This window comes from Apibacter mensalis (genome assembly GCF_001418685.1).
Lineage (GTDB): Bacteria > Bacteroidota > Bacteroidia > Flavobacteriales > Weeksellaceae > Apibacter > Apibacter mensalis.
This window is the reverse complement of sequence record NZ_LIVM01000007.1, coordinates 35142-58735: the sequence shown is the minus strand read 5'-3', so window position 1 is coordinate 58735 and position 23594 is coordinate 35142. Positions and strand designations below refer to the sequence as shown.

Below are 23594 nucleotides of genomic sequence, written 5' to 3'. Positions count from 1 at the left end.
TTTTTAAATTTATACACTCAAACAGCTAATTAAATTCTATAGTTAAATCTTATAGATCACTAACCGTATTAATTACAATTCATCTTTTAAAAATTTAGCTGTATAACTGCTTTTATTTTTTATCACTTCTTCAGGAGTTCCTTGTGCTATTATGTTTCCTCCTTTATCTCCTCCTTCTAATCCGATATCAATAATGTGATCTGCTGCCTTAATTACATCGAGGTTATGCTCGATAATTATAATTGAATTACCTAGGTTAACCAAACGGTTAATTACTTCCATTAAAATTCTGATGTCTTCAAAATGTAAACCTGTGGTGGGCTCATCCAAAATATAAATGGTCTTTCCCGTTTGTTTTTTACTTAATTCTTTTGCTAACTTAACCCGCTGAGCCTCACCTCCAGATAAGGTGGTTGATTGCTGTCCTAAAGTGATATAGCCTAAGCCTACTTCTTGCAAAGTCTTTATAATACGATGAATTTTAGGAATCGGCTGAAAAAATTCCACTGCTTCGTCTATAGTCATATCTAACACATCTGAAATAGACTTTCCTTTATATCTTACTTCCAAGGTTTCTCTATTAAATCGTTTACCATGACAGGCTTCACAATGAACATATATATCCGGTAAAAAATTCATTTCTATAAGTTTTAGTCCTGAACCTTGACAAACTTCACACCTTCCGCCTTTTACATTAAATGAAAATCTTCGTAATTGATATCCTCTAATTTTAGATTCTGGCAATTGAGCGAATAAATTTCGTATATCTGTAAAGACTCCTGTGTATGTTGCAGGATTGGATCGAGGGGTACGACCTATTGGAGATTGATCTACATCTATGATTTTATCTAAAAATTCAATACCTTCAATTTTCTTGTAAGGTAGAGGTTCTTTTTCAGCACGATAAAAATGTTTATTTAATATGGGATATAAAGTATTGGTAATTAATGACGATTTTCCACTGCCTGATACTCCGGTTATGCATACCAATGAACCCAATGGTAAATCAAGACTTACATTTTTTAAGTTATTACCTGTACAGCCTATTAATTTTAAATGATTCCCGTTTCCTTTTCTTCGAACTTCCGGGATTGGAATTTGCAAATCTCCGTTTATATATTTTGAAGTTAGTGTATTAGCTTTAGAAATATTTTCCGGTTTTCCTTCCCAAACCACTTCTCCTCCTCCTTTCCCGGCAAGTGGCCCCATATCTATCACATAATCAGCATTTAAAATCATATCTTTATCATGCTCCACTACTAAAACGGTATTACCAAAATCTCGAAGTTTTTTTAAAGAATCTATTAATTTAATATTATCTCGTTGATGTAAGCCAATGCTGGGCTCATCCAAAATATATAAAACATTGACTAATTGTGATCCTATTTGAGTTGCCAAACGTATTCTTTGAGACTCTCCTCCGGATAGAGTTTGTGAAGGACGATTCAAACTAAGATATTCCAGACCTACATCAAGTAAAAAACTTAGTCTTACAGATATTTCTTGAATTAATTCTTTAGCTATTATTTTATTATTTTCAGATAATTTTAAAGGTAAATTTTCAACCCATTCACTTAATTTCTTTAAAGAAAAACAAGCGATTTCTGATATGTTTTTATCGTCAATCTTAAAAAATAAACTTTCTTTTTTCAAACGTGCTCCTTCACAAACAGGGCATATTCTGTCTTCAAAGACTTTAATTTTAAATTTTTGTGTTTCTTCTTCTTCCTTACCTGTGGACAATCGGGTAATATAATCAATGATTCCCTGAAAATTTACTTTATACGTTTTCTTAATCTGAGCATAATCTAAATCTAAGGTAATCTTTTCATTTATTCCATATAATATTTCATCTTTAGCTTGTTCAGAGAGTTTTTCCCATGGAGTAGACATGGTAAATCCATTCTTTTTTAATATAATTTCAATCTGGGATAAAATCCATCCGGTATGACTTAATTCCTCTAAAATGGGGAATACGTTTTTATCAAAAGATAATTTAGGATTGGGCACTAACCTATTTATATTGATTTCCTTAACTTGTCCTAACCCGTTACAATGTTCACAAGCTCCTTTAGGAGAATTAAAAGAAAAAGTGTTTGGTTCCGGCATTTGATAAGAAATTCCTGTACTTGGGCACATCAAATTACGGCTAAAATATTTTCCCTTCTCCTCTCCTTGTTTGAGCAGCATAATTGTTCCTTCTCCATATTGCATGGCTAAGCGTATTGACTGCAATATTCTTTGGGTATGCTTTTTATTATCTATAATCAGCTTATCTATAACCACCTCAATATCATGAATCTTATAACGATCCAGCTTCATATCCTGTACTAGGTCCAATAACTCTCCATCTACCCTTACCTGTAAAAAACCTTTTTTAGCCAATCCGGCAAATAATTCTCTATAATGTCCTTTTCGCGATCTAATTAGTGGGGCTAAAACTAAAACCTTTTCTCCTGAAAAATCTTTATAAATTAAATTTGTAATTTGATCTTCTGAATAAGTAACCATCTTTTCTCCTGTGTTGTATGAATATGCATCTGAAGCGCGAGCATACAACAAGCGAAAAAAGTCATAAAGTTCCGTAACGGTTCCTACAGTAGAACGTGGATTTTTAGAGGTAGTTTTCTGCTCAATAGCAATCACCGGAGACAATCCATCAATTTTATCTACATCAGGACGATCCAAAGTTCCCAAAAACTGACGTGCATAGGCTGAGAATGTTTCAATATACCGCCTTTGACCTTCTGCATAAATAGTATCAAACGCTAAAGAAGATTTCCCACTTCCACTTAAACCGGTGATAACAACCAATTGATTTCTGGGAATTTTAAGAGATATATCTTTAAGGTTATGTTCTCTAGCTCCATAAATTTTTATATAATCCTGATTCATTTTAAGTTATATAAACTTAATTAGTTAACTGACTAAATTAAAGTAGTGCGTAAAGATATGAAAAAATGATTCTTTTTATTTATATCTACACATATAATCCTTTGATAACACAAATAATCATACCAAATCTATTTTTAATATTATAAATTTGGAATAAATTAAAACCATACGCACCTAAAAAGAGGATTAAACAAGGAATAGTTGTAGCAATTACATCAATATAAAATTTATTGGATTTATAAGTATGTTACTATTCATTTTTAAGTAAATAACAATTAAACTAAAAAAAAGGTCTAACAAACAAAAAAGATGATTTATATAAATATCTTTGTTTTTTAAGAAAAAGAAATATTCAAGAAAAATTGCATTTATCAGGAAACAGAGTTAAAATAATTCATAAACATTCATTGGCAAATACTGTTGAATTTGCAATTTCTCTATAGTAAAAATGGACATGATATTCTGATACAGAAAGGCTTTCCAGAAATAATAGTTTCTTCCGAGGAAGAAAAACGTGAAAACACAATGCTAAAATTTAAAGGATAGATTCAGTTAGATATAAATGCTACGGGCAATTCAGAAATAACAATACAAGATAAAGAATAATTTTTAAGGCAGGCTATTTTGAATTCTTTTCTAATGATTTTATAGAATATTAAAATTATTAAACTAAAAATCAGTAGGCTTACATAAATTTAATTTAAAGCCTGATAATTTCCATAAGTTAGTCATTAGCTAAATCATATTTATTGTATCTTTGCAAGTTTTAATCGAATTAATAACCATGACAGAATACGTTTTTGAATTTATCCGACAAATACGCTTCGTTGAGATTATTGAATTTATAGGAACATTTGCATTTGCTATCAGCGGAGTCCGAGGGGCTGCAACAAAAAAATGCGATTGGTTCGGCGCGTTTGTGTTAGGGTTTGTTACCGCAGTGGGCGGTGGAACATTCCGTGACCTTCTCTTGGGTATGACCCCTTTTTGGATGCTAAATAGTATATATTTGTGGTGTACTTTTTTCTCTTTATTATTTTACATTTTTCTGCGAGAACATCTCAACCAATTAAATAGTTTCTTTTTTTGGAGCGATAGTATAGGACTTGGTTTATTTGTAGTGGTAGGTGCTGAAAAGGCTATGTTACTAGGATATGATACCTGGGTTATAGTTGTTATGGGAACTATTACTGCTGTTTTTGGTGGAATTATTCGCGACATACTTTTAAACAAAGTTCCTCGTATTTTTAAACGTGAAATTTATGCTTCCCCCTGTATAGTTGGAGGTATATTTTTTGTTATACTTCAAGTATTTAATTTTAACTTACCATTTATCAGTGCTATAACCATAGGAATTGTTGTTCTATTAAGGTTTGTTGCTGTTAGATGGGATTTGCAAATTCCCAAACTTAAAAGTGAAAAAACTTTGTAAAAATTATAATTGAATTCAACTAAACAGATCAAATAAGTGAAATTATAAAGGAATTGAAAATTTATAAATATGATACTAAATATTATTACTAATAAATTAAAAAAGGGAGTTTATGAACTCCCTTTTTTTTTAATATCCTATGGTAAATCTTTGTTGATGATGTTTAGGATTTTCAAGTTCATCAACCATAGCTTTCGCATAATCTTGAACAGATATTTTACTGTTTCCTTGATCATCAGCAATAAGGGTATCTAACCCTAAACGGTATTTTCCGGTTCTTTCTCCTGGTTCTATTGTCCCCGCCGGTGAAAAGAATACCCAGTCCAAATCTTTTTCAGGTAAGAATTGATCCTTTAATACCTGGGCCATGGCTTTAACAGCCGGTAAAATTTCATCCGGTATAACTCCTGTATCTACAACGGTTTTACCCGGAGCTACTTGTAAGCTCCCAGCGCCTCCAACTGCTTGTAATCTTTTAATACCTGATTTTTTAACAGCTTCTATAATGGAACGATATCCTTTTATTGTATCATCATAAATATTAGGATTAGTCCATCCAGGATTATATGCGCTTATTACTGCATCATTACTTTTTAGAACTTCTGATAATTTATCCATGTCCAAAACATTTGCACTAACCACCTTTAAATTCTTATCATTATTCTTAATTTTTTCAGCGGAACGAACAATGGCTGTCACTTGATAACCTCTAGTAAGTAATTCTTTAACTAATTCCGAGCCTATAAATCCTGAGGCTCCTATTAATGCTACTTTTTTCATAATCTATATAATTATATTAAAATCAATTTATACGTAACTTATAATCATCTAATCAATGAATTTTAAAAAGACATTTTATTAAAATTTCATGCTGAAATCTTGGAGAGTAACTCCTTCCAGTTGTTTAAAAACTACTTTTTCAATACATAGATTCAATTCACTAATATTTTGATTTATTTTTTTGCCTACACAACATTCCGGATTAGGAGAAGGTAAAAGTTTTCCTATTGATGTTTGATTGTAGACACTTAAATAAATTTCAGATAAAAGAATTTTTTCAGGTGATCTTACTAATCTACTTCCTCCATTCTTACCTTCTTTTGTTTCAATAAAACCTTGTTTTTGAAGCTTAGACAATGCTGTTCTTATTATTACAGGATTAAGATTTAAACTTCCTGCTATATAAGCTGATGGAAGCCATTGATCCAAATTTTTTGCCAAAAGCGTAAGTATATGCATAGAAATCGTAAAATGGCGATCATTCATTACTGTAATATTTTTAATTACAGTTCAAAGATAAGTTTTTTTTATAAAGTATATGCATAAAAATGAAACAATATAAACTTTATAAAATAAATTTTATATTATTTAAAATTAAGTATAATTACATACAAAGAAGATATATAATTTTAATTATATATGATGATAATAAAAATTTTAGGAGAAATATAAATAAATATAAATTATATAAAACAATAGTAGAACTATAGGATAAAATAAAAAGAGCTACATTAGTAGCTCTTTCTCAAATTAAATATAGTAATGTAATTTATTTCTTAAGAAAACATGTTTTTAAAACAATATTTGATCCGTCAATTTTACAATCTACTTCTTCAGGATTATCTGTAAGTCTAATACTTTTTACTTTAGTTCCCCTTTTAATTACCATGGAAGAACCTTTAACTTTAAGATCTTTAATGACTGTTACTGCATCTCCATCCTGAAGTTCGGCTCCATTGCTATCTTTAACTATAGAATTACCAACGGTTTCTTCTCCAGACCATTCGTAAAAACAATCCGGACATACATAAGAAGTACCATCAAAATAAACATGTTCCATAGAACATTTCGGGCACTTTAAAACATCTGTCATTATTTTTTCTTTTAAAAAGATTAATAAAATTAATTGGGCTGCAAATATAACTTATTTATAGGTAGAGAACAAGTATTGAATTAAATATTACATTTATATTATTCTGTTTTCAAGCTATTTTCGAAATACTCTTCTAAGTTTATTTGACCAAATATAAAATACGTCTAATTATAACCAGTTAATTTTACTTTAAGTTATAAGATTCTTTGAGTCAAAATAAAAAGTTACCTTTGTTGTATTTCGACAAATTCATTTACCATGAAAGATAGAATTGTTGTTAAAATAGGAAGTCAGCTGCTTACTCGTAAGGATGAAACCCTTGATATTACTCAAATGTCAGATTTAGTAGATCAGATTGCAGAACTTCATAAAAATAATACGGAAATCATTCTGGTATCATCAGGAGCAGTAGCTTCTGGAAGAAATGAAATTAAGACATGCACTAAGCTAGACAGTGTTTCTGCACGCCAATTATACTCATCGGTAGGGCAGGTTAAATTAATTCATAGATATTACGATCTATTTAGCCAACAGGGTATTATTTGCGGACAAATATTGGCTACTAAAGAAGATTTTTCAACACGTAGACATTATCTTAATCAAAGAAATTGCATGAATGTGATGCTTGAAAACAATGTTATTCCAATTGTTAATGAAAATGATGCTATTTCTGTTAATGAACTTATGTTTACAGATAATGACGAATTATCGGGTTTAATTGCGGCAATGATGGACTGTAAAAAGTTAATAATTTTAAGTAATATCGATGGAATTTACACCGGTGATCCTTCAGATCCTGATTCCAAGCTTATAAAAGAAATAGATAGTAATGAGAATCATATTGAGAAATACATACAATCTTCACGATCAAGTACAGGTAGAGGAGGAATGAAAACCAAGTACAATATAGCGAGAAAAGTAGCCGAAGAAGGCATTGAGGTTATCATTGCAAACGGTAGGATTAAAAATATTATTTCTCGTCTTGTTAAAGGCATTGATACTCCTTCAACACGATTCATTGCTGGTTCTAAAGAAATATCCGGTGTAAAGAAATGGATAATCCATTCTGAAGGCTTCGCTAAAGGAGAAATACATATTAATGAAGGGGTAAGAAAGGTCCTTGTAAGTTCTAAAGCAGTCAGCATATTACCTATAGGTATAACCAAGATAGTTGGTAATTTTGAAATTGATGATATTGTTCGCATTATTGATCATACCGGAAAACAAATAGGAATAGGCCGATCTTCTTATACCAGCGATAAAGCAAAAGAAATTTTAGGGCAAGCTAATCATAAACCTATTATACATTACGACTATTTATATATTGAAAAATAAATTATGTCTTCCATTGAGCAAAATATTTTTACCTCAGCAGGTAAAGCCGTAAACGAGCTAAATTTAATTGATGACAATACAATCACCCACATATTACATGCTCTTGCAAAAGAGACTGAAAATTCCATTTCCTATATTCTCTCCGAAAATAAGAAAGATACCGAGAGAATGTCATCTACTGACCCCAAATTTGATCGTTTACTCCTAACAGAAGAGCGATTATTGGATATCGCTGAAGATATACGCAATGTTGCCGACCTCCCCTCTCCTGTTGGAAAAAAAATTTTAGAAAAAACTTTGTCTAATGGACTTAAAATATTTAAAATTACAGTTCCCTTCGGTGTAATAGGTATTATTTATGAAGCCAGGCCTAATGTTAGCTTTGATGTTTTTTCTTTATGCTTAAAATCGGGCAATGTTTGTATATTAAAAGGAGGCTCTGATGCTTATTTTTCTAATACAGCTATCGTTACCATTATTAAGAAGGTGTTGTTTCATGAAGGAGTGTCTCCCAATATTTGCAACTTATTGCCCAATGATCGCTCTTCGACCATGCAATTATTAAATGCAAGTAATTATGTTGATCTCATTATTCCGCGTGGGAGTAAGGAACTTATTAATTTTGTGCGTGAAAATTCGAAAATTCCTGTAATAGAAACGGGTGCAGGAGTTTGTCATACCTATTTTCATAAAGATGGTGATTTAAAAATGGGAGCAAATATCATTTTTAATGCTAAGACCAGAAAAGTAAGTGTTTGCAATTCACTAGACTGTTTATTGATTGACAAGGAAAGAATACAAGATCTTCCGGATTTATGTAAAAAACTGGAAGAAAAAAAAGTAATTCTTTATGCGGATGAACTTGCATACAATCAATTAGTAGATTTTTACCCATCTGAATTACTACAAAAATCAACGTTAACGAATTATGGAGTAGAATTCTTAGATTATAAAATGGCTATTAAAACGGTTAATTCTATTAATGAAGCTATTGAACATATAGCCGAACATGGATCTAAGCATAGCGAAGCCATTATAAGCGAAAATAAAACATGTATAAAAATTTTTGAAAAATTGGTGGATGCTGCCTGTATTTATGTAAATACTTCTACAGCTTTCACGGATGGTTCTCAGTTCGGCATGGGGGCAGAAATAGGGATCAGCACACAGAAAATGCATGCCCGTGGCCCCATGGCACTCGATGAATTATGTTCTTATAAATGGATTGTGAAGGGTAACGGTCAAATAAGATCCTAAATAATCCCGTTTATTTCAATAAAATCTTTTTTAAAAATTCATTGATTTTTTTGATCTAGTGAGTTATAATTAAAAATCTTTTGTAGAAGTTTATGTCCTATTGTCAAAATTATTCTTTTTAAATTCATATATGTCTTATTTTTAATAGTAAAAGTTTTAATCTTAACTATTTCAATACGACGCATAGGAATGAATTAAATTTAATACAAGCCTATATTATTTAATTCATCCTATACAAAATATGTTTACTTTAAATTGAAATTTATTTTCAATTTAACTTTTTAACCAAAAATAGTATTATTTTTTTACCTCAACCTAATTATATTATCCTAACAGTTTAGCCGCATCCAACACTATTTTTACTATAAACATTAAAGATACAATATATACCGTTGGAGTAACCTCTTTACTCCTGCCCCCCAATACTTTTAAAAAAGCAAAACTAAGCATACCAAACACAATTCCTTCTGCAATGCTGAATGTAAATGGCATAAAAATTATAGTTAAAAAAGCAGGTAAACCTTCAGTTATATCGTTAAAATTAATTTTTACCACGGAAGATATCATAAATAATCCTACAATAATTAATGCCGGAGCTGTAGCTGCAGCGGGAACCAACAAAAAAATTGGTGCTAGAAATAAAGATAAAAAGAACATCAGCGCCGTACTAACCGAAGTAAGACCGGTACGTCCACCGGATGCTACTCCAGAAGCACTTTCCACATAAGAGGTAATAGGACTTGTCCCTAATATAGCTCCTACTGTTGTTCCTAACGAATCAGATATTAAAGCCTTTTTCATTTGGGGAAAATTTCCTTCTTCATCTGTCAATCCTAATTTAGATACTACTCCTATTAAAGTTCCAATAGTATCAAACATATTAACAAATAAAAAGGTAAAAACTACAACTAACATATCCACTGAAAATATTTTATCCCAACCTTCAGAAGTAAACATCGGCTCAATAGCTTTACCAAATATAGGTTTAATAGAAGGAGGCATGCTTACTAAGGAGTTAGGTAATTTTACATCACCCAACAAAAAGCTAAATAAGGTAGAAACTACAATTCCGGCTAAGATAGATCCATTTATATTACGTGAGTGTAGTACAGCGGTAACTAATAAACCTGCAAATGCGATCCATACTGAATGCATTTTAAAATCACCTAAAGATAAAAAGGTATTAGGATCTGAAATAATAATATTCGCTCCCTTCAAACCTATTAATGTTATAAATAATCCAATTCCGACAGGAATAGCTTCTTTTAATACTTTAGGAATGCTTTTAACAATCATTTCCCTGACGTTTAAAAAGGTAAGTAATATAAATATAAGCCCTTCTATAAAAACGGCAGTTAAAGCAAATTGCCAAGAATATCCAAGACCTAGAACTACTGAAAAAGCAAAAAAACTATTCAGGCCCATCCCGGGCCCTTGCGCGATAGGTAATTTGGTAATTAATCCCATTAATAGAGTAGCAAAAATAATAGCCAGAGTAGTTCCGGTAAAAAGAGCTTCCCTATCCATTCCCGTTTCCGATAAAATACTTGGATTTACGATCAATGCGTAAGACATGGTTAAAAAAGTAATTATTCCGGCTACAAGTTCTTTTTTAACAGTTGTGCCATTTTCGGATAGTTTAAAATATCCTTCTAAAAAAGTTTTCATGTTAACAATTTAGTTTACTAAAAAGCAAAAGTACTAACAAATACTCAATACTCGGTTGAGTTTTTGTGTTTATAGTTTATAGACATAACAAATAAAGTATTCGAAACTATTTGTTTATCAATTCATTAAAATCCAAAGTTAAAAGCTCTTCCGATAAAATTGTATTGGGAAATACCTGATCTGCTTCGTCCTTAAGTACGGATGTATCTGTGTATCTATTAGAAAAATGTCCCAATATTAGCAACTTTACATTTGCCATTCTTGCAATTTCCGCTGCTTGATATGCTGTTGTATGACCGGTCTTAGAGGCCAACTCTCTTAGATCATCTAAAAAAGTAGCTTCATGATATAAAACATCCATCCCTTTAATTATTGGAATTATATTCGGACTATATTTTGTATCTGAGCAAAATGCATAACTGAAAGAATGTTTTGGGGGAAAGGTTAGATATTCATTTTTAATTATATCTCCGGATTCAGTAATAAAATCCTTACCTAATTTTAAATTATGATAATCACATACTTCAATTTCAGGATTAAATTTGATTACATCCATATTAAGCCTCCTTGGTTTTATTTTCTCTTTAAACAAAAAACCATTAGTATAAATACGATGATTAAGAGGAATAGTCCACACGCATAATTTATTATCTTCATAAATCAACTCACTTTTAAAAGAAGTTAATTCAAAAAAATTGATATTAAAATGAGTAATGCTCTCGGTTAGCATTAATTGAGTTTCAATTAATTTTTGTATTCCTTTGGGACCATAAATATTCAAGGGTTCAGACCTTCCCAATAAATGAAATGAAGATATAAGCCCTATTAAACCAAAAACATGGTCACCGTGTAAGTGAGATATGAATATAGTATTAATATGGGTAAATTTTACTTTCGCTTTTCTTAACTGGACTTGTGTTCCTTCTCCACAATCTATTAAAAAATATTGATTATTACATTCTAACAGCTGAGAAGTTGGGTTAGTACGTACGGTAGGAACTGCAGAGTTATATCCTAAAATAGTAAGTTTCATAAAATTTAAGTTGTATTTTCTGTGTTTTTTACAAACTATTACCTTACTAATATTGTTCATAAAAATACATGATTTTTTTCATTTGTTAATTAAAAAATGATTTTTTAGAGCATTTTTTTTTACTTTTTTTTTTCATTTTTAAGACATTTTTATTGAAATATAAGGAATTTTTAGATGTATTTCACCTTAATTAAATTGCGCTAACTAACTATATACAAATCTATTACATACATATAAAATATTTTTTAATGAAAAAAACATCAATTTATAACAATTCAGATATATAATTCATATATTACTATCCTTAATAAAATAAAAACAATATGAAAATACTTAAAAGTCTTTACGTACAAGTAATAATCGCCATAATTATAGGTATTCTTATTGGATATTTTTTTCCTAGTGAAGATATTATAATTAATGGTGTAAAACAACACAGTACAGGAATTGGTGAGATGCTAAAACCATTAGGAGACGGATTTATCAAACTAATTAAAATGATCGTAGGACCTTTAATTTTCTGTACTATTGTGCTTGGAATTGCAGGGATGGAAGATACTAAAAAGGTAGGTAAAGTAGGTTTAACCGCTATTATTTATTTTGAAATTATGACAACAATAGCCCTAATTATCGGGTTGGTATTCGTTAATGTACTAAAACCGGGAAAAGGTATGCATATTGATCCGTATGCACTGGACTCTTCATCTATGTCCCATTATATTGATAAAAGCAAAGAAGATCACGGAATTATTAATTTTATTTTAGATATGATTCCTGAAAATGTTATTGCTTCCATTGCTTCCAATAACTTACTTCAAGTATTGGTTTTTGCAATTTTATTTGGTTTTGCTATGACAAAAATCGGACCTAAATCTTCAAAACCGGTTTTATCAGTAATGCAATCTTTTCTTGATGGACTTTTTGCAATCATAAAAATAATTATGTATTTGGCACCTTTAGGAGCTATGGGGGCTATGGGTTATACCATTGGTGTATATGGATTAAAAGCGTTGAGTAATCTAGGCATGTTAATTTTATGTTTTTATCTGACATGCATTGTTTTCATCTTTGGAGTTATTGGTGCCGTTCTTTATTATAATAAAATCAACGTATTTAAATTTATTAAATATATTAAAGAAGAGCTTTTAATAGTTTTAGGTACTTCTTCCTCAGAATCAGCACTGCCGGGAATAATGAGTAAAATGGAAAAAATAGGGTGTTCCAAATCTGTAGTTGGATTGGTGATTCCGACCGGTTATTCTTTTAACCTCGACGGAACCTCTATTTATCTTACTATGGCAGCTGTTTTCATTTCACAAGCCTTAGATTTACATATGAATTTGCAACAGGAAATAACTCTTCTTTTAGTATTACTATTAACCTCAAAGGGAGCAGCCGGTGTAACAGGAAGCGGTTTTATAACACTTGCAGCTACCTTACCGGTGGTTGGACACGTTCCGGTTGAAGCTGTAGCATTAATATTTGGAATTGACAAATTTATGAGTGAAGCAAGAGCTTTAACGAATTTAATTGGTAATGCAGCTGCTACCATTGTAGTTGCCAGAAGGGAAAATGAGTTTGAATACGGTAAAGCTGAAACCATTTTAATTTCAGATAAATCGTAAACATCATTTGATAATTTATCTTTAAAAAAATAATATCTGAATGAATTATTGACAATTTTTTTTCATAAAATATTAATTAAAAAAATAAGTTTATAAAGTCTTACAAATTTTCAAAATCCTGATAAAATGATTTATTAGGATTTTTTGTATATGTTTAATAATTCTTTACATTTATATATGATAAAAATATTCTTGTAAACTTAGACTTACTTAATTTTATGATTATTTATTTTTTATTTTTGTACTACATTATTTTTAATACTATTATATATTCCTGAAAACAAATTTTTATTTTACAGATCATGAATTTTAGATTATAAAACAATGCTTAATTTATAAAATTTTAAGTTTTGATGCTTTTACCTTTATTTATTAATTAAAAATCAATCATAGACATTATATTTCAATAATTAAATTATTAATTTAAAACCTGTACAGGAATACCTGTACATAAATTGAGAACGTTTTTTAGTTTTTTTTATAATTAAGTAATTAACCCAATGAAAAAAATATATCTAGACAGCGCAGCTTCAACTATAATAGACGAAAGAGTGATTGAAGCAATGATTCAATCTATGAAAGAAGATTTTGGTAATCCATCTGCAATTCACAGTTTTGGGCAAGAAAGTAAATCAAAGATTGAAATGGTTAGAAAGAATATTGCTCAATGGCTACATGTAAATCCTAATGAGATCATTTTCACATCCTGTGGTACTGAGTCCAATAATTTAATTATACGTTCCTGTATAGAAAACCTTCATATCAAAAGAATTATAACTTCTCCCTTAGAGCATAAATCTGTTCTGGAAACCACAAGGGATTTAAAAGAGAAGTTTCCCGAAATAGAAATAGTTTTTCTACCTTTAAAAAATAAAAAAGGAGACTTGGACATTTCTTTTTTGGAAAATTTATTAGAAGAAAAAATACCTACTTTAGTTTCTTTAATGCATTCCAATAATGAAATCGGAAATTTAACAGATATTGATTCTATTGCCCATTTATGCAAAAAATATGGTGCTTTGTTCCATTCAGATACAGTTCAAACCATGGCACATTATCCTTTAGACTTCTCTAAAACTCCTATAGATTTTGCTTCCTGCAGTGCCCACAAATTTCATGGTCCTAAAGGTATTGGAATGGCTTTTATAAGAAAATCAACCGGTTTAAAAGGAATTATAACCGGAGGTACTCAAGAACGTAATCTACGTGCCGGTACTGAAAATGTACATGGAATTGTAGGGCTAGGTAAATCTTTCGATTTTGCCATGAAAGAGTTGGATGAGAGAAGAAAAATTATTGAAGATTTAAAACAATATACTATTGAACATTTATCTAAAAATATAACAGGAGTCTTATTTAATGGGCATGGCACAGATTTTAATAAAAGTAACTATACACTTTTGAGTATTCTTCTTCCTTTTCCTAATACTTTGATAGGCTTTCAACTGGATATGAAAGGTATTGCAGTTTCACAGGGGAGTGCCTGCGCCTCCGGTGCATCTAAACCCTCCAAAACCATGTTACAGCTTTATACCGATCAAGAGCTAAAAAACACTACAACTTTACGCATTTCTTTCAGCCATTATAACACTAAAACGGAAATTGATATTTTGATCAATTTTCTAGCTGAAATACAAAAGAATTTTGCTAATACCAACCCCGCCGAAACTGATTAACGAACGCACTTAAATCTAAATTACAGGTAAATCGAATATGGAAAAGATAATTATTTTTTGACGGTTCAAATCCTAATGTTGATTGAATAGGAAGATATAATTATAGAAATTCAGGTATTATATTTAACCTAACTCCGTTTGCATATTTTTATTTCTTATTATATAAACCTACTTCAGTATATAAATCTAAAAGCTTCCATAAATGTATTTATCCGTTTAAGGATATAATACATTTATTGGGGGGGTATTCAACATGGATTTGCCCCCTTCAGCCATTATATATTATTGATAAAATAAACTAATTCCTATTGTTTTGTTAATTTCTGATCTAGGTCTTTTCTTGAATAAAATATTTAAGTGTCCAGAATATTTTTTATAACTCAAGTTCTTATCATAATGATAGTAATTATATGCTGAACCTATTGACATTCTTCGAAATATTCCCTTCCCCATATCGTAATTATAATTTACAGCTTCAAAACCTGTTAAACTTTTGTACCTGTAAAATAGGATGGAGAAAATGAATATTCAAAAGGTCTTGAAAAAGGAGAACTATTACAAAAACGTAAAAGCCTACTATAAATTTATCGTAATCGTTCTAATTTATATTAGGTTCATAAAAAACTTGCATATAATTAGGATTATCAATGTATGAATAAAATTTCACCTGCACATTTTTTTGTTATTATAAATATTTTCGTATTCAGTAAGTTATCATTATCATTAATTTCAAGAAATAAATAATTTTTATTTATAAGCAAACGGTTATAATCTCCATTTTTAAATGAATATAAAGGATCTCTCTTAGTTGTAAATATCCATCTTTGATTGATAATTTTCTTGTTTTTTTCTGCGATGATTAAAATGGAACTTGCAAAGCTGTTTTATTGGTTATGAGTATTTTTATAATATCCTCATCATATTAATCCTCATAAAATTTTTTCATTTTAAAATTAACACGATCATGGGTAGAAACGTATTTTTGAAAAAACCACGCTAAATTTTTTTGTGAGACTGTTTCTAAAATATTTTGAAGATCTATCGAAGTGATTTCATATTCATTTCTTTCTTAAATTGGCATTCTGACTGAATTATCAAAGAGCCCTACTCCTAAATATTCCAATAGGAAATTGAAGCTTAATCCGGATTTGAACCCATTTATTAAATACTGATTGATATTATTCAACTCCAAAAGATTTTTACCAATCGGCTGATCATAATTTTGCGTTGGTACATATCTGTATCGTAATTTACATCTACCTGTTATAGGAACTTTGGATATAAAAATATTTTAATGGTTTTATTTTAAATATGTTAAGTTCTTTAGGTAAATTTCCCAATAATTTAGTTTTAGGACAAAACTTTTTTAAGTAATTTAATTGATAGTATGTGAGTAAAGCATTAAGTATCCACTGATATTTATTTTTATCAACTTTTATCACTTAATTAATAGCTAAATATGCAGTCTTCTGAAATATTTTAAGATCTATTTAAACTTGCACAAGAAAAAGTTACCACTATTTAAATCCAAATAATTTAATAGTATCGATTCCTATAAAATTGTGATCTTTTTTTATTTTGGAGCTGATTAATATTTTGGTAGGGAGCTTTTTTAATTTTTCACCTAGAAAGATTAACTCATGTTGAATATTTTTATACTAATTTTCCTTTAGATCTTCTTTAATGGTGTATCCTATAACTACTTCCGTTTCCAATCCGTTTATATTATAATAAATGAATGATACAGGTATATTTTTAGTAAAGATCATTGTTATAGTATCTCCAGAAATTCTATCTAAATAATTTTCACCATCTTTCATTAAATCTCCCTCCATATACAACCCATCAGGTTAATAAAAGTTATAGTATAATTAGTTTTTCTATAAGGATTAAACTCTGTATTAGCAAATCGCTCCAAATTAGGTTTAGAATTAACAAAATTTAGAGGCTGTATAAAAAAATTTTAAAACGTGAGTATTTTTAGAAGAGTATCCATATGCGGTAATTTTAGCACAAGAAATTTTTATGTTATAATTTGAATCCAGAAATATACTATCATTCATTGGGCAATAAGGATGTAAAAAGATTTACTTCATAAAAATGCAAAATCTCTGAGTAAAAAAATAGGCTTTTGCTTATCTATAAAAATGGTCAGGTTGTTAATTCTACCTTTTTTCCATATATTTTGAAAAATATAAAGTTTTATTCCTATCTTTTAATATACGTTTTCCTAATACTGTATGGGTATTAGAATAGGAATTGATAGTCTCATGTCAATATATTTTATCTAAAGTTAATCCTGTATTATTGAAAAAGGTTATCTTCTGTTTAACGGATATATTTTTGGTGGTACTGTTTAAAAGATGATGAAATAAATATTTTGTCAGTTTACGCTAAGCATGATATAAGTAAAATCGCTGCTATTACCTTAGGTGGTATCCTTAGACTTTTCATAATTTAAATAAAGTAGACACAGGGGCATATCAAAACTTAAATCTTATTTCAACAGCCCCAAAACGATACTTAATAATGTCTGCTTCAAAATATTCAATATCATCCATAGTATTTAAAATTTTGTAAATTTCTTTTTTTAAAACCCCTTTACCTTTTCCATGTATAATTATTAATTTTTTAACCTTATCTTTCTTAGCTGATTTTATTTCTTCTATAGCTTTATTGATTTGCTTTTCAAGCATTTGATGAGGCATTAAATTTTTAACCGAATTGACAATGTTTCCAATATGTAAATCAATTACCCTTTCTTGTATACTTTCTTTAACTATAATATTTTTATTTTCAGAAAAAATATCTTCTTTTTTAGCATTAAATTCCGAAACATCATTATACATATTTGCATATTCATCATAGGAAATTAAGTTACAGAGTAAATGTATAACTTCAAATCCATACGAATCAATTAAAACTGCATTATTACCTATAAAATCTTTTATAGTAAAAATTCCTTCTTCATCCAGTAGTCTAACTTTATCTCCTATTTTCATCCAGATTGAATTAATAAATAAGGCTACCTTTATGATAGCCTTATTTGTTTTGTTTATAATATGTAATTAATTTTTAGATCATTTTCTGGGAACTCTATTGCTGGCTCCTCTTTTTGTTCTTCTAGATGAAGATTCTTTACCTTTGTGATCTTGAGCTACTCTGAATCCAACCCATACGGCTGATTCATTTTCGAGCATATATCTTCTCTGTCCCGGATCTAACCAATAAGCAGTATCATTCCAAGAGCCACCTTTAATAACTCTTAAGTCATTACTGATTTGAGAAGTTCTTTGTTTTGAATCTTTTTCTAAAACTATTCTTCCTTTTTTATCTACTATCCAGTTTCTAATAGGAGAATTGTAATAACTGTACACACCGGTTGAATCAACACGACCATCTCCCGATTCTAAAGATGATTGTAAATCCCCATCTCTAAAGTTTCTAACATCATCAACAACCTCTGTTTCAAATTTACCTGATAAATTTTTATATAATTTTCTTCCGTCCGCTAATGTATCGTATTGTATATTACCATCATCAACTTTTTTGAATCTTCCAGGATTTCCTTCTTCACTAATAAATTGCTGATAAACATTTCCTCTATAATAATTGAAATCATTAAAATCAGTATCTATCAAAGGTCTGTAAACATCTTGTGTCCATTCGGCAACATTTCCATACATACCATAAATGCCAAATGGATTGGATGGATATGCTCTAACATCTGAAGTAATTGCATTACCATCATTACCCCAACCTCCACTTCCGGAATAATCTCCTTGTCCGCCGGATTTAAAATTTTCAAGGAATTGACCTCTATTTCTACCTTTTTTGGCACGCATCCTATTAATCATTACATCCTTACCTTCGATTATATTATATTGTCTATTATCTGCCTCTGCCAATGCAGCATATTCCCATTCAGCTTCTGTAGGTAATCTGAATTTTTGTACTAAGTTGCCTTGAGCACTTTTATTAACTGCTATAATTCTTTCATTTTTGCTGGTTATACCGCTTTGTTTTGCAATTTTATCTTGATTAATTATCCCTTCTAATTCCGGATCATTAAATTTATATTTTTCAACATTAAATGAATTGGAACCCACATTATTGGCAGAATTATTATAGAAATCTTTAGGTATGATACCTTTATTCATTAATTCTCTTTCATTAGCTCTATCGGTTAACCAATCACAATATCTTTGCGCTTGTAACCAACTTACCCCAACAACAGGATAATTATCGAATTGGGGCGCTCTGAAATAATCTTCCGAATAAATATCGTTTCTAGATAATTTGTTTTTCCAAACGAGAGTATCAGGAAGTGCTCCATAATAAATATCTTTATAATTTTCGTCTGTTGGAGAATATACATACTTTAACCAAGTTACATACTCTCGGTATTCATAATTTGTTACCTCAGTTTCACCGATAAAAAAAGACCTTACTTGCATTCGGTTAGGTGTATTATTCCAATCATGCATAACATCATCCTTCACCAATCCCATAGTAAAGGTTCCACCCTCTACGAATACCATTCCTACCCAACCTTTTTCAGTTTTTTTCTTTTTACTATAAAACCAACCGTTTCTATCATTGGCTTTCCAACCTGTCAAACTTTTAGTATTTTTAGTTCCACCGCCAGGTTTCGTTCTCCCACCACCGCAATTAACTAATGCTAAGGAAATTGAAGAAACAATGGATAATAATAATATGAATTTCCCGATTCTCATTGTATTTATTTTCATAATTAATTAAGATCATGCAAAAATAATATAATATTACAGAAAGTAAAATTTTTTCTACTTTATATTACTATAACCTATATAACGATAACTTATTTGTAGATATTGTATATTTGGTAAAATATTATTTTTACTTAATCGTTATTTAAAAATATATGAAGAAATTTTCATACATCTTTATAGTGTTTTTCTATCAAGTGCTTACTTTTACTCCAGTGGCACAAACCATTACAATTAATTGGGAAGGTTTGAAAAATTTTTATTATTCAACGGAACAATCAAAAATATATCCTTATTTTTCTAATGAAAACTATTCTATTGACGAAGGTATTCCCACCTTATATTATGCAGAAAAAACCAATTTTAATGGAGATGTATATATATCTAATTTACAATGGAAACCTATTGAAAAATCGCAATTAGGTGATACTCCTATTGAATTTATTCCCAGCGAGGAGCTTTTCAGTGCTTCCGTAACAAAATCTAGAGATCAAAAATTTATCTCAGTAACTATTAAAACGTTAAAAAAAACCGGTAATACTATATTTCAACTTGTAAGTTTTACTATTGATAAAAAAAGTCCACAGGTAAAAAATTTTTCCTCTTTAGAACCGCATTTAAATGTTGAAAGTATCTTACAAAACGGAACATGGTATAAAATAAAAATATCTAAAACGGGAATTTATAAAATAGATCGTAACTTTTTACAATCCTTAGGAATAAACATTAATTCTTTAGATCCGAAAACCATAAGGATATTTGGTAATGGAGGGAAAATGCTTCCTGAACCAACCTCTTATTTTAGATATGATAATTTAAAAGAAAATGCAATTTTTGTCCATGGAGAAGATGATGGAATTTTTAATTCAGAAGATTATGTTTTATTTTACGGACAAGGACCGGATTACTGGATAAGAAATTCAACGGTCAAGCATAAAAAAAATATATATGAAGATTATGCTTACTATTTTATTAACATAAATCAAACTGCCGGAAAAAGAATTCAAACCAGTCCTTATCAAACTCCAAATGCTAAAGTATATGTAGATTACGATGATCATCAATTCTATGAAGAGGATATTTCAAATTTAAATCAAGTAGGTAAAATATGGGTAGGCGAAAATTTAGGTTTAAAAAATCACAAAGAAGTCCTATTTCCTGTTCATGACTTAGTTTCAGGTTCAACTATTACATGGAAATACTCTTGGGTATCAAGAAATGGCATTAATGGAAAAATAAGTGTCTTATACAACGATAACCCGGTATATTCATCCATTTTAAGGCCATCCAAAAATGATCTTGATTTTGCAATCGGAAGTCAATTACAATCCATTACTTCAAATAACAATCAATTAAAATTTACTCTGAGCTTTGATAACTCGGCTAATCCCTCGGCTGAATTTTATCCCGATTACTTTGAAGTTATCTATAAACAAAAGCTTAAATTTAATGGAAGTCAAATGAATTTCAGAACATTTGATCCTATTGAAAATGGAATGATATATGGTTTTAATTTTGTTCCAACCGAAGATTTCGAAGTTTGGGATGTCTCAGATATAGTAAATGCAAAAAAACTGGAACGATCTTCAAATTCTTATAATTTTTCATACCAGTTTTCATCTGATAATTTTAAAAATGAAATGGTAGCCTTTAAACATACGGCTGCTTTTACTCCAGAAATTGTTGGTAAAATCACTAATCAGGCATTACATTCCATTTCAGATGTAGATTATATCATAATCACTGTTCCGGAATTTGTTTCTCAAGCCAATCGCATTAAAAACTTACATCAAACCCAAAATCAATTAAAAGTAGAAGTAGTCACGGTAAATCAAATTTATAATGAATTTAGCTCCGGTGGACAAGATTTAGCTGGAATAAGAGATTTTTTACGTTATCTTTATAAAAAAGATAATGGAAAATTAAAATATGTTCTTCTATTAGGCTCAACTTCTTATGATTATAAAAATAAAACTGGAACAGGATATAATTTGATTCCTACTTATCAAAGTTATAACAGTACCGGACTTAATTATTCATTTGCAACTGATGATTTTATAACGATTTTAGATGATGATGAAGCGAATATGATTGGAGAAGATGCCAATATTTCTTCCACTCAATTAGATATTGCAGTAGGAAGAATGATTGCAAAAAATTTAACTGAAGCATCATTATGTGTAGATAAAAGTGTTAAATATGATAATGGAAATGCTTCTCAAGGTACTCCATTCGGAGATTGGAGATTAAATGCTTCTCTAATAGTTGATATTGATAGTGATAATAATTTTCATAACAAAATTGAGGAAACCATTGCTCGTAATATTTTTGAAAAATCTTTAAAGGAATATACGCTAAGAAAACTATATATCGATTCCTATAATGCAGATTATACTACAGGTGGAGCTAGATTTCCCCAGGTTACAGATGCTATTAAAGCAGCTTTTAATAACGGTAATTTAGTTATAAATTATTTTGGGCATGGCGGCCCACTATCTCTTTCCCAATATAGATTGTTTTCAAAAGAGGATGTAAACAGCTTAACCAATTTCAATAAAGATTTTTCTCGATTACCTTTATTTATTACTATCTCATGCGATGTTTCGGTTTGGGATAATCCCTCATTAAATTCTCTAGGTGATTTATTATATCTTAAAAAAAACGGAGGATCGAATTCTATGATTACTACTAATAGAGCACTATCTATAGTTTACGGATTAAATATGAATCCTATAATTATGAAAAACATTTTTACTAAAAACCCTGATAAAACTAAATATATAGCTCTAGGTGAAGCGCTTCGACTCTCAAAAAAAGAAATAATTAACGGAGAAAGTAGAAAAGTAAGTTTATTGGGAGATCCTGCCCAATCATTAGTATACCCTAAACGTAAAATAAACGTTACTAAAATAAACGGTATGAATGCCAATAATTTTTCTGGAATCATAAGAGCCTTAGATTTTATTACTATAGAAGGCCAAGTACTAAACGAAAACGGATCTATTGATCCGTCATTTTCCGGAAATATTCAAACGGTTTTATATGATAAACCTATTGAAAAGAAAACCCTCAATAATTTTAATTTTAGCTCACTTAACCCTCCACTTGAATACAAAGAACAAGTTAATGCAATATATAAAGGAGGATCAAAAGTAAAAAATGGAAATTTTAAAATAGAGTTTTATGTCCCTAAAGATATCAATTATGATATCGGAGAGGGAAAACTAATTTTATATTCAGATAATGCTGAAATTGATGCACTCTATATTAAAAATGATTTGAAAGTCGGGGAAATTAATCCAAATGGAATTAATGATACAGAAGGACCAAAAATAGGATTGTACATGAATAACCTAAATTTCACAAATGGAGGTATAACGGATCGGTCCCCTTATCTTTTAGCCTGTGTTACTGACAGTACCGGTATTAATTCAACCGGTTTAGGTATTGGACATGATATTACAGGCATATTCAATAATAATGTCCATGGAACCGTTATTCTAAATGATTTTTATACCGGAGGTGAATCTGCTCCGTGTTTAAATCCAAGTTTAAAAGACTATCAGAAGGGAAAAGTTTGGTATAGGCTGGATAATCTTGAAACCGGCAATCACACTGTTAAATTCAAAGTTTGGGATATTAATAATAATTCATCTTCAGCTACGTTAGATTTTTTAGTTGTAGAAAATGGGGACCAAGGATTAATTATAAAAAAATTATTGAATTGGCCTAATCCTTTCACAACCAAAACGTTTTTTCATTTCGAACATAATTGTCCAGATATTCTTGAAGTTCAAGTACAAATATTTACCATATCCGGAAAATTAGTTAAAACTATTAATAAAACCGTTACTTCTCAACCTTTTAATGAAGGATACAGAACTGATAAATACGGGATAGAATGGGATGGATTAGATGATTATGGAGATAAAATAGGAAAAGGTGTGTATATTTATCGAATGAAAATAAAAGGAACTTCTGAAATTTGTAAAGGTTCAGTTTCTCAAGTAGAAAAATTGGTAATATTAAAATAAAATCTATTTTTGTATTAA

Annotated in this window: 15 protein-coding genes; 6 read left to right on the top strand and 9 right to left on the bottom strand. The window is 29.8% G+C overall.

Annotated elements, in window-relative coordinates:
* Positions 1-72: 72 nt before the first annotated feature.
* Positions 73-2895: an excinuclease ABC subunit UvrA gene (gene uvrA / locus ASC36_RS06250; RefSeq protein WP_055425638.1), complete on the bottom strand. Its 2823-nt coding sequence runs from the start codon at positions 2893-2895 to the stop codon at positions 73-75.
* 784 nt (positions 2896-3679) lie between these two features.
* Here uvrA and ASC36_RS06245 point away from each other — a divergent pair.
* Entirely contained in the window at positions 3680-4327 is a 648-nt protein-coding gene (locus ASC36_RS06245; RefSeq protein WP_055425637.1) for a trimeric intracellular cation channel family protein, read from the top strand.
* A 129-nt stretch (positions 4328-4456) separates the two neighbouring features.
* Here ASC36_RS06245 and ASC36_RS06240 read toward each other — a convergent pair whose 3' ends face one another.
* From ASC36_RS06240 to ASC36_RS06230, 3 genes are all read right to left on the bottom strand, one after another.
* Positions 4457-5107 (bottom strand): NAD(P)-dependent oxidoreductase, encoded by a 651-nt coding sequence (locus ASC36_RS06240; protein ID WP_055425636.1) that lies wholly within the window; start codon positions 5105-5107, stop codon positions 4457-4459.
* Between the two features lie 78 nt (positions 5108-5185).
* On the bottom strand, positions 5186-5593 hold the full coding sequence (locus ASC36_RS06235; protein WP_055425635.1) for an Rrf2 family transcriptional regulator: 408 nt from the start codon (positions 5591-5593) through the stop codon (positions 5186-5188).
* A 283-nt stretch (positions 5594-5876) separates the two neighbouring features.
* Positions 5877-6200 (bottom strand): zinc ribbon domain-containing protein YjdM, encoded by a 324-nt coding sequence (locus ASC36_RS06230; protein WP_055425634.1) that lies wholly within the window; start codon positions 6198-6200, stop codon positions 5877-5879.
* A 258-nt stretch (positions 6201-6458) separates the two neighbouring features.
* On the opposite strand from ASC36_RS06230, the gene proB reads away from it, so the two are divergent.
* Complete coding sequence (gene proB, locus ASC36_RS06225; protein ID WP_055425633.1) at positions 6459-7535, top strand: glutamate 5-kinase; 1077 nt, start codon at positions 6459-6461, stop codon at positions 7533-7535.
* A gap of 3 nt (positions 7536-7538) precedes the next feature.
* Positions 7539-8792 (top strand): glutamate-5-semialdehyde dehydrogenase, encoded by a 1254-nt coding sequence (locus tag ASC36_RS06220; protein ID WP_055425632.1) that lies wholly within the window; start codon positions 7539-7541, stop codon positions 8790-8792.
* Between the two features lie 324 nt (positions 8793-9116).
* On the opposite strand, the gene ASC36_RS06215 is transcribed toward ASC36_RS06220, so the two are convergent.
* Positions 9117-10460, bottom strand: a complete 1344-nt coding sequence (locus ASC36_RS06215) for an NCS2 family permease (protein WP_055425631.1) — start codon at positions 10458-10460, stop codon at positions 9117-9119.
* A gap of 106 nt (positions 10461-10566) precedes the next feature.
* Positions 10567-11493, bottom strand: a complete 927-nt coding sequence (locus ASC36_RS06210) for a ribonuclease Z (protein ID WP_055425630.1) — start codon at positions 11491-11493, stop codon at positions 10567-10569.
* Positions 11494-11816: 323 nt separating this feature from the next.
* On the opposite strand from ASC36_RS06210, the gene dctA reads away from it, so the two are divergent.
* Positions 11817-13118 carry a C4-dicarboxylate transporter DctA gene (dctA, locus tag ASC36_RS06205; RefSeq protein WP_055425629.1) on the top strand — a complete coding sequence of 434 codons (1302 nt, stop codon included), beginning with the start codon at positions 11817-11819 and terminating at the stop codon, positions 13116-13118.
* A 500-nt stretch (positions 13119-13618) separates the two neighbouring features.
* Positions 13619-14794 carry a cysteine desulfurase family protein gene (locus ASC36_RS06200; RefSeq protein ID WP_055425628.1) on the top strand — a complete coding sequence of 392 codons (1176 nt, stop codon included), beginning with the start codon at positions 13619-13621 and terminating at the stop codon, positions 14792-14794.
* A 1658-nt stretch (positions 14795-16452) separates the two neighbouring features.
* Here ASC36_RS06200 and ASC36_RS10680 read toward each other — a convergent pair.
* From ASC36_RS10680 to gldJ, 3 genes are all read right to left on the bottom strand, one after another.
* Positions 16453-16629, bottom strand: coding sequence for a hypothetical protein (locus ASC36_RS10680; protein ID WP_156332319.1), 177 nt, complete (start codon positions 16627-16629; stop codon positions 16453-16455).
* 648 nt (positions 16630-17277) lie between these two features.
* Positions 17278-17796 carry a Smr/MutS family protein gene (locus ASC36_RS06195; protein WP_055425627.1) on the bottom strand — a complete coding sequence of 173 codons (519 nt, stop codon included), beginning with the start codon at positions 17794-17796 and terminating at the stop codon, positions 17278-17280.
* Positions 17797-17874: 78 nt separating this feature from the next.
* Entirely contained in the window at positions 17875-19545 is a 1671-nt protein-coding gene (gene gldJ / locus ASC36_RS06190; RefSeq protein ID WP_394331991.1) for a gliding motility lipoprotein GldJ, read from the bottom strand.
* 152 nt (positions 19546-19697) lie between these two features.
* On the opposite strand from gldJ, the gene porU reads away from it, so the two are divergent.
* A complete protein-coding gene (porU, locus tag ASC36_RS06185; protein ID WP_055425626.1) occupies positions 19698-23576 on the top strand; it encodes a type IX secretion system sortase PorU in 3879 nt (1292 codons plus the stop codon).
* Positions 23577-23594: the final 18 nt, after the last annotated feature.